The sequence below is a fragment of the Paenirhodobacter sp. CAU 1674 genome (assembly GCF_029222945.1).
Taxonomy (GTDB): domain Bacteria; phylum Pseudomonadota; class Alphaproteobacteria; order Rhodobacterales; family Rhodobacteraceae; genus Rhodobacter.
The window spans coordinates 166,868-176,438 of the sequence record NZ_JARHUH010000010.1; the positions used below are offsets into that span (position 1 = coordinate 166,868).

Below are 9,571 nucleotides of genomic sequence, written 5' to 3' on the forward strand. Positions count from 1 at the left end.
GCGCCCGCTTCAACCGGCGGCGTCCAGCGGCACGACATCCACCGCCTGCTGGCTTTGGTGCCCGCCAGAGGAGCGCAGCACCCCGCGCACCGGCGCCACGTCGGAATAATCGCGCCCCACGGCCACGGTGATGTAATCGACGCCTGCGGGCTGATCGTTGGTCGGATCGAATTCGATCCAGCCGTTTTCCGGCCCGACCCAGGCGCGCACCCAGGCATGCATGGCATCGGCACCTTCCAGCCGGGGCTGGCCCGGCGGCGGGAAGGTGCGCAGGAAGCCCGACACATAGCCCGCCGGAATGCCCAGCCCGCGCAGCCCGGCGATCATCACATGGGTGAAATCCTGACACACGCCATGGCGCGCGGCAAAGGCCTCATGCGGGGTGGTGTCGACGGTGGTCGCCTCGGGGTCGAAGCGCATTTCGGTATAAAGCGCGTGCCCCAGCGCCAGCACCGCCTGCAAGGCGGTCATCGCGGGGGTGACCTGTGCGCGGGCGAAGGCGGTGATTTCGGGGTCGGGCATGATCCGCGGCGAGGCGCCCAGAAAATGATGCGGGGCCTCGGGCCCGAGCGAATGGACATCGGTCACATCGGCGCGCAGCTGTGCCAGCCCGGGCGACAGGTCCAGCAGCCGCGGCCGCGGGTGCCGCTCGACCCGGGCGCGCAGGGTCAGCGACACCGCCTCGATCGGCGCATGCCAGGCGACCGAGGTCGTGGGATTGCCAAAGAAATCCTGATAATCGCGCCGCTCGTCAGAGCGTGGGTCGGCATCCAGCAACCGCGCACTGACCCGCTGCACGCCCGGAATATCCAGCGGCATCAGCCGCAAAAGGTTGCGGGTATGATCCGAGGGGGCGGCATAGGTGTAGTCGATGGCCAGCTTGATGTCGTAGAGCATCTTCCCCCCTAGCGCAGATAGGCCGCGGCCAGCAGATCCGAAATCGCGGAAATCTGGGCGCGAATTTCGATCAGCCGTTCGGTGGTGATGTCCGACGGATCGGCGATGGACAGCGCGCTTTCCAGCGGCACCAGCGCCCGCGACAGCGCCGCCAGCCGCCCGTTGTCAAGCGCATTGGGCAGTGCGCCCGCCAGCCGCCGCAGCGACTGCACCTGGAACAGGATCGCGCGCGGGTTGTCGGCATCCAGCGCAAGCAGGTCGATGACCGTATCGCGCGAGGTTTCCACCCGGTAGCGGCGCTGGTGGGTGATGACGCTGTCGGCCACCTCGACCGCCAGATCCAGCGATCCGGTGGGCGCCTGCGGGTCGGCAAAGGTCGCCAGCAGTGCGGCCAGCGCATCGGCCCGCTCCAGCGCGCGTCCGAAGCTCAGGAAACGCCAGCCGGAAAACCGATACATGTTTTCATGCACGAGGCCGGAGAAGCCGGTGATCTTGCGCACCAGAACCGACATTGCCCGCGCGGTATCGTCGCCCGGCCGGGCGGTGCGGGTCATTGCGCGCGCGGTGCGTGCCAGATCGCCCAAGGCCGCCCAGCCATCGGTCGAGAACCGGTCGCGCACCTTGCCCGCACAGCTGCGCGCGGCCTCGATGCGTTCCAGCAGGGCGTCGGGCACCGGCTGATCCAGATCGTAGCCATAGCCTTGCAGAAAACCAGTCAGGCTGCGCAGGCGCGGATCGTTGGGGTTGTCGGTGGCGGCCAGTCGCAGGTGATAGGCGCGGATCAGGCGGATCGCATCTTCGGTGCGCTCGACATAGCGGCCCAGCCAGAACAGGTTGTCGGCGGCGCGTGCGGGCAGGGTGCCGGGGCTGGCGCGGCGGAAATCGCCGCGATCCGCGGGGGCCAGGGTTTCCTGCGGGACCGGGCGATCCGAGACGATCCACACATCCGCGACCGAACCGCCGCGCTGCATCGCCAGCGCCGTTGCATCGCCGCCACGGCCGATCCGTGCATAACCGCCCTTCATGAAGGTCCAGCCCTGCGGCGTGCGCGCGGCAAAGACCCGCACCGTCATCGGGCGCGGCAGAACGCGCCCCTCGCTCAGCTCGGCCTCGGGGTCCAGCACCCAGGCGGGGGTGGTGGACAGGGTCACCGCCTCTTGCCCGACCAGTTGCGGGCCTTCGGCCTGCAGCCAGTCGGCGATGCTGTCGCGGGCCGTGCCCCGGAACGTGCCGCCCAAGGCCGTGGTCGCCCCCAGATCGAAGGGCAGGTCGCAGGCATAGGCCGAACCGATCATCATGCGTGCGGCATTGTCCTGCACATAGGCGCGTTCGGTCTGCCCGCCGCACCACCAGGTCGCGATATTGGGCAGCGTCAGCTTCCGCCCGGTCAGAATCTGCGCGATCTTGGGCAGGAAGGCCAGCATCGCGCGGGTTTCCAGAATCCCGGACCCGAGCGCGTTCACCAGGCTCAGGTTGCCCTGCCGCACCGCCTCCATCAGGCCGGGGGTGCCGATCTGGCTGTTCGATTCCAGTTCCAGCGGGTCGGCGAAGGCCGCGTCGATCCGGCGCCACAAGACGCCCAGCGGTTGCGGCCCCTCGATCGTGCGCACCATCGCCTGTCCGTTCTCGACCAGCAGATCCTCGCCTTCCAGCAGCATCATGCCCAGATAGCGCGCGATATAGGTGTGTTCGTAATAGGTGTCGTTCGACGGGCCGGGCGTCAGGATTCCCGCCATCCGGTCGTGCCCGCCCGTGCCCTGCGCCAGCCCCTCCATCGCGGTGCGGAAGGCGCCGAAAAACCCCGCCAGCCGGTGGATATGCGCGCGCGGAAACCGTTCGGGGAAGATCCGCCCCGTGGCCATCCGGTTTTCCAGTGCGAAGCCCGCCCCCGAAGGCGCCTGGGTACGGTCGCCCAGCACCAGCCACGAGCCATCGGGCGACCGCCCGATCTCGAAGGCCAGAAAATGCAGGTAATGCCCGTCGCGCGGCGGCACGCCCACCATCGGGCGCAGCCACTGGCGCGAGCCCGCCACCAGTTCGGCCGGCAGATGGCCGTCGCTGACCAGCCGGCCGGGGCCATACAGATCGGCCATCACCGCCTCGAGCAGATCGGCGCGTTGCGCCAGACCGGCGCAGATCTGGTCCCATTCGCTTTCATGCAGGATGACGGGAATATGGCTGAGCGGCCATTCGCGTTCCTGCAACGGGTCGTTGGTGTATTGACGGTAAAACACCCCGGCATCGCGCAGATACTGGTTGCCGCGCTCGAACCGCGCGGCGATTTCCTGCGGATTGAGCCGTGCGAAACGGGCGACAAAGCGTTGCCAGACCGGGCGCATCTGGCCGTGCGCATCGAACAATTCGTCCGAGACACCGGGTGTTACCCGGTAATCGGCGAAAAGATCCGCTCCATCTAGGGGCTGCGCTGCCTTGGCCATGGTGTTCCTGTCATTTCTTTCAAAGCAGACCTATCGGACGGCGCAGGTCAAGCGTCAACGGGAATTCAGGATGCGGCATTTCGGTTGCGGGCGTGTAAACACCCGGGCTGTGGCCGATGCCTTCGAACCGCGCCAGGCGGCGGGCCTCGGCCTCGTTGCCGTTGACGGGGAAGGTGTCGTAGTTGCGCCCGCCCGGGTGGGCGACGTGATAGACGCAGCCCGCCAGCGCCCGACCCGTCCAGTCGTCATAGATGTCGAAGGTCAGGGGCGCATTGATCGGCAGCACCGGATGCAGCGCCTCGGGCGGTTGCCAGGCCTTGAAGCGCACCCCCGCGACCGACACGCCGCTGGTCTGCGTGCGCGCCAGCGGCACGGGGCGGCGGTTGCACATGATGCGGTAGCGGTCCTGATGCAGTGTCGTCATCTTGACCTGCAGCCGTTCGACCGAACTGTCGGTGTAGCGCACCGTGCCACCGATCGCCCCGGTTTCGCCCAGCACATGCCAGGGTTCCAGCGCCTGCCGGATTTCCAGATGCACACCTTCGGCCTCGATCTGGCCGCAGAAGGGGAAGCGGAATTCGGCCTGCGCCTCGAACCAGACCGGATCGAGGTCAAACCCGTGGCTGCGCAGATCGGCCAGCAGCGACAAAAGGTCTTCCCACAGGAAATGCGGCAGCATGAAACGGTCGTGCAGCACCGTGCCCCAACGCACCGGACGGCCGGTAACCGGCGCCTTCCAGCAGCGCGCGATGATCGCGCGCAACAGAAGTTGCTGGGCCAGCGACATGCGCGGATGTGGCGGCATCTCGAAGCCGCGGAATTCGACCAGCCCCAGACGCCCGGTCGGTCCGTCGGGGGAATAAAGCTTGTCGATGCAGATTTCCGCGCGGTGGGTGTTGCCGGTGACATCGGTCAGCATGTTGCGCAGCAGCCGGTCGACCAGCCAGGCCGGCGGCAGGTTGCCCCCCGCGACCGGATCGCCGATCTGGCTCAGCGCGATTTCCAGCTCGTAAAGCGTATCGTGGCGCGCCTCGTCGATCCGGGGCGCCTGGCTCGTCGGGCCGATGAACAGCCCGCTGAACAGATAGCTGAGGCTGGGGTGACGCTGCCAGATCAGGATCAGAGATTTCAGCAGATCGGGGCGGCGCAGGAACGGGCTGTCATTGGGCGTGGCGCCGCCCACGACGACATGGTTGCCGCCACCGGTGCCGGTGTGGCGCCCGTCGATCATGAACTTGTCTGCGCCAAGGCGCGAATTGCGTGCCTCTTCATAGATCGCCTCGGTGGTGGCGACGCAATCCTCCCAGCTGTGGGCGGGGTGGATGTTCACCTCGATCACGCCCGGATCGGGGGCCACGCGGATCACGTTCAGACGCGGGTCATGCGGCGGCGAATAGCCCTCGATATGGATCGGCAGGTTCAGTTCGGCCGCGGTCACCTCGGCGGCGGCCAGAAGCTCAAGGTAATCTTCCAGCGTTTCGCAGGGGGGCATGAACAGGTTCAGGCGCCCGTCGCGCGGCTCGATCGCGATCGCGGTGCGCACGGTGCCGCTGGTCGGGTCCACGCCCTGCTGGTTGATGGCCTGACGTTCGGCCTCGTCCTCGGTGCGCGTCACCTGCTGCGCGTGCCCGGCCGAGACCGCGGGCAGGATCGCCTTGCGTTCGGCGGCCTCTTGCGCGTCGCGGGCGGCCTCTTCGGCGGCGATGCGGTCGATTTCGTCCTGCACCTTCTTACGGCGCTGCAGGATTTCGGCGTGAAAATCGGGCAGCGGGCCGACCGGCACGGTCGGGTCGGCGGGATAGGTATAGGGATAGGACGCCGGCGGGATATAAGGCAGCGCGCCCAGCGGCAGGCGGAAGCCCACCGGGCTGTCGCCGGGCACCAGGAACAGATGCCCGCGCCGGGGCTTCCAGATTTCGGACCGCCAGCGGGTGCCGCCCGCGCGCGCCTGCCAGCGCTGAATCGGCAGAACGAAGCCGGACGGCTCGGTCAGGCCGCGGTCGAAGACGCGGGCATAGCGGGCGCGATCCTCGGGGTTTTTCAGTTTGGAGTTTTCGGGTGTCACGTTGGACGGCAGCTGCGCCTCTTTCAAGATCCATTCGGCGGGGTCTTCATATGCAGGCTGGGCAAAGTCCCCAGCCAGCCCCAGATGGGTGGCAAAGCTGCGAAGGAACTTGCCCGCCTCGGGGGCGCCCACGGGGCGCGGGTCGTTTTCGCGCGCCACCAGATCGGGGTTTTTCCAGACCGGCTGGCCATCGCGGCGCCAATAGAGCGAGAAGGTCCAGCGCGGCAGGCTTTCGCCCGGATACCATTTGCCCTGCCCGTAATGCAGAAAACCGCCCGGCGCGAAGCGGGTGCGCAGCCGGCGGATCAGCGTATCGGCCAGCGCGCGTTTTTGCGGGCCCACGGCGGCGGTGTTCCACTCGGCGCTTTCGAAATCGTCGATGCTGACGAAGGTCGGCTCGCCGCCCATGGTCAGGCGCACATCGCCGGCGGCAAGGCTTTCATCGACCTTGCGGCCCAGGGCATTCAGCCGGTCCCAGGCCTCGTCCGAAAACGGCTTGGTGATCCGGGGATGTTCGGCCACGCGCTTGACCTGCATGTCGAATTCGAAGGTCACCTCGGGCGTGCCCGCCGCGGCATAGCCGCCCGCGATCGGCGCGGCATTGCGGTAATGCGGCGTCGCGGCCAGCGGAATATGGCTTTCGCCGGTCAGCAGCCCCGAGGTCGGGTCAAGCCCGATCCAGCCCGCACCGGGCAGGAAGACCTCGCACCAGGCATGCAGATCGGTGAAGTCGTGATCGGTGCCGGACGGACCGTCCAATGATTTCAGATCGGGCTCCAGCTGGATCAGATAGCCCGAGACGAACCGCGCGGCAAAACCAAGGTGGCGCAGCACCTGCACCAGCAGCCAGCTGGAATCCCGGCACGAGCCGAACTTCTTTTCCAGCGTCTCGTCGGGGGTCTGCACGCCCGGCTCCATGCGGATCGTGTAATTGATTTCCCGGGCGATCCGCGCGTTCAGCCCGACCAGAAAATCCACCGTCCGCGTTTCGGTGAAATCAATCGAGCCGATGAATTGCGCCAGAAGCGGGCCCTCGGGTTCGGGCGTGCGATAGATCACCAGATCGTCCCGCATCTCTTCGGGGTAATCGAAGGGCCAGTGTTCGGCCAGTTCCTCGACGAAGAAGTCGAACGGGTTGTAGACGGTCATATCCGCAACCAGATCGACCTCGATCTTGAACTCGCGCACCGGCTCGGGAAAGACGAAGCGCGCCAGCCAGTTACCGTAGGGATCTTGCTGGTGGTTCACGAAATGCCCACCGGGGCTGACCTTGAGCGAATGCGAAATCACCCGGGTGCGTGAATGCGGGGCCGGGCGCAGACGGATGATCTGCGGGCCCAGCGTGACGGGCCGGTCGTAGGTGTAATGCGTGAGGTGATGGATGGATGCGTAGATCGCCATGCGCGCGGGCCTTCCTGATGCTTTGCCTCAAGCTTAGGCGGCGGCACCGGAGGCTTCATCCGCAAAGAGACATGGCGCAGGTGGAAAGGGTAGATTTTCGGGCGGATGCCTGAATTTTGGGCGACGGCGAGCATGCGGTGCTGCGGCCCCTGCAGTGACCTGCGCATTCGGGCGGCGTTGGCCTGCCTGCCCGATACCGTTTGTTGGAGGCTTCGTGAACGGGATGGCTTCGGGGCTTCTCGGCGTCGGGGCTTATTCATCACAAAAGAAAAAATCTAAGTATTGATTTGCGTGGGTCATTGCCCACTTCATATCGAAGTGATCTAGCAAAAGGAAAAAAATGGAAGGGTTCTATGCCGTATATTACACGGGCGTTTCCGGGTTCGGTCATGCCGTTCTCGTAATCGAAGACGGCGTCGTAACGGGGGCCGACGCTACGGGCGGCGTTTACGATGGGACATTTTCGATTGGCGCAGAAGGCACGATTTCCATCGAAGTCACGTTGACCGTTCCCGCGGGTACAACTCTTGTCACGGGCCAAACGCTGCCGTCGCCATGCAGTCAGACAATTAAAGCCGAACTGCCAGCGAACTTTGCTGGCGGTCAGCCCGTGCCCATGCAGACTCCGCTTGGTCCGGTAAATGCGATCTTCAAGAAGCTGCGAGGTATGTAATGAGCGAGGGTATTGACTGGTTCGCTATCGTCACGGCTGCCGCTGCTGTCATCGGCCCGGTCATTGCCGTGTGGATCACCCGCCTGTCGGATGATCGAAAGGAAGTCCAAGGGCGGCGTATGGATATTTTTCGAACGCTAATGCGAACCCGGAAGATGCCCGTTCATTTCGATCATGTGGGCGCTCTGAACCTAATTGAAATTGAGTTCGCGGAGGATGAATCGGTCATCCGGGCATGGAAAGAGTATCTTCGCAATCTAAGCGAACCATTCCCTGCGAACGCCAAAGAAGCGACACAGTCGAACTTCCTCAAGAAGCGTGAAACCATGCTGACGAAGCTGATTTCGGAAATCGCGAAAGTGTTGAAGTTTGAAGTCGAACAAATGGACATTTTCGAAGGCAACTACATCCCGCAGGGATGGCACGATGACGACTGGGAACAGAAGCTGGCCCGAAAAGGGTTGATCGACATTTTAAGCGGCAGGCGTCCTATTGTCATTCAACCTTACGCGCCATCGCAGGGGACCGGCCCCTATCCGCCGCCCCCGCAGATCGAGAAGCCAAGTGACGAAGGCTAAGTGTTTACGTTCCCGCGATCATATGAGCCTGAAACCCTTGTGGGCACCCTAGGCTCCAGACCCATTGATTTCAGGCTTTTGACGTGATTCAGGCTCCCCAAGGAGACCTGATCGATGAGCAATCTTTACTGGCTGACCGACACCCAGATGGAGCGTCTGAAGCCGTTTTTCCCAAAGAGCCATGGCAAGCCTCGCGTCGATGATCGTCGCGTCCTCAGCGGCATAATCTTCATCAATCGCAATGGGTTGCGGTGGTGTGACGCGCCGAAAGAATACAGCCCTGCGAAGACCCTCTATAACCGTTGGAAGCGCTGGAGCGACAACGGCGTCTTCGCCCGGATCATGATGGGCCTAGCGGCCGAGAGCGCCGAACACAAGACGATCATGATCGATGCAACCTACCTCAAGGCACACCGCACTGCGTCGAGCCTGGGCGTGAAAAAGGGGGGCGCGAACGTCAGATCGGGCGGACGAAGGGCGGCATGAACACTAAGCTGCACGCCGTTGCGGATGCCAAGGGGCGACCGATCGGATTCTTCATGTCGGCCGGTCAAGTGAGCGATTACACCGGCGCGGCGGCTCTGCTGGGTAGCCTTCCGAAGGCGGGATGGCTTCTGGGCGACAGGGGCTATGACGCTGATTGGTTCAGAGAAGCGTTGAAAGACAAGGGGATAAAGGTTTGCATCCCTGGCCGGAAATCCCGCAAGAAGGCGGTGAAATACGACAAGCGGCGCTACAAACGGCGCAACCGCATCGAGATCATGTTCGGCCGCCTCAAGGACTGGCGGCGCGTCGCCACCCGTTATGACCGCTGCCCGGAAACTTTCTTCTCAGCGATCATGCTCGCCGCAACCGTCTTGTTCTGGTTGTGATCAAGAACGAGTCCTGACTCTAAATCTACCGCGCGAAAACTGTCACTAGATCGGCAGTAGAAATCTCTTTTCGGGAAATTGCTAAATGATTTCAGGGGTAAATGGCGGAGAGACAGGGACAATCCACCATATTTCTAAGTCATTGACTTAGCTGGACATACAAGAGTGAGGTTTGCTTGTGTGTCTCACTATGCGTCGCAGTATGGCCCGGAAAGTGTCATGCTGTCAAATGGGCAATCAGTTTGATCTTTCGGTCCTGTAAAGAATAGCGTTGGGCCAATATGTGGGCAGGTGCTGTATGTGAACCCTGTTAGAGTAACTGGGAAAAGGTTGATGTTTCGACCTTAAGGCGAACGTTGTTTCTCAAGCAGGGTTCCTTCCAGATTGATAATCTGGCCAAGACAGATACCGGAAAGCCTCTGTCTATATGTCTGGAAGTCGATTTAGTGAATGAAAACAGATATATAGATGAAGTTCGAACTTGGAATAACCCGCCAAGACAGATACCGTTAGCCCCTTTGTCTATGACCTGCCCCCCGCGGGATCCCTCAACGTAGTGTAGAGTCTGCGCCAACTCTGAAGGAGCAGACGAATGCGAAAAAGCCGTTTCACCGAGGCGCAGATTATCGGGATGATCAAGGAGCAGG

Annotated in this window: 6 protein-coding genes; 3 read left to right on the forward strand and 3 right to left on the reverse strand. The window is 63.4% G+C overall.

Annotated features, from left to right (window positions below):
• Nucleotides 1–9: 9 nt before the first annotated feature.
• From P2G62_RS14980 to P2G62_RS14990, 3 genes are read right to left on the reverse strand one after another with little or no spacing between them, the layout of a single operon-like run.
• Nucleotides 10–897, reverse strand: a complete 888-nt coding sequence (locus tag P2G62_RS14980; RefSeq protein WP_275735716.1) for a transglutaminase family protein — start codon at nucleotides 895–897, stop codon at nucleotides 10–12.
• A gap of 8 nt (nucleotides 898–905) precedes the next feature.
• A complete protein-coding gene (locus P2G62_RS14985) occupies nucleotides 906–3,335 on the reverse strand; it encodes a circularly permuted type 2 ATP-grasp protein (protein WP_275735717.1) in 2,430 nt (809 codons plus the stop codon).
• A gap of 19 nt (nucleotides 3,336–3,354) precedes the next feature.
• Nucleotides 3,355–6,801 carry a transglutaminase family protein gene (locus P2G62_RS14990; protein ID WP_275735718.1) on the reverse strand — a complete coding sequence of 1,149 codons (3,447 nt, stop codon included), beginning with the start codon at nucleotides 6,799–6,801 and terminating at the stop codon, nucleotides 3,355–3,357.
• 340 nt (nucleotides 6,802–7,141) lie between these two features.
• On the opposite strand from P2G62_RS14990, the gene P2G62_RS14995 reads away from it, so the two are divergent.
• From P2G62_RS14995 to P2G62_RS15005, 3 genes are all read left to right on the forward strand, one after another.
• Nucleotides 7,142–7,474 (forward strand): hypothetical protein, encoded by a 333-nt coding sequence (locus tag P2G62_RS14995; RefSeq protein ID WP_275735719.1) that lies wholly within the window; start codon nucleotides 7,142–7,144, stop codon nucleotides 7,472–7,474.
• On the forward strand, nucleotides 7,474–8,052 hold the full coding sequence (locus P2G62_RS15000) for a DUF6680 family protein (RefSeq protein ID WP_275735720.1): 579 nt from the start codon (nucleotides 7,474–7,476) through the stop codon (nucleotides 8,050–8,052). Before P2G62_RS14995 ends, P2G62_RS15000 begins: the two co-directional genes overlap by 1 nt.
• 114 nt (nucleotides 8,053–8,166) lie before the next feature.
• A protein-coding gene (locus tag P2G62_RS15005) for an IS5 family transposase (RefSeq protein ID WP_275735721.1) occupies nucleotides 8,167–8,924 on the forward strand; the annotation gives its coding sequence in 2 pieces (ribosomal slippage) (nucleotides 8,167–8,506 and nucleotides 8,506–8,924; 759 coding nt in all).
• The last annotated feature ends 647 nt before the right edge of the window (nucleotides 8,925–9,571 follow it).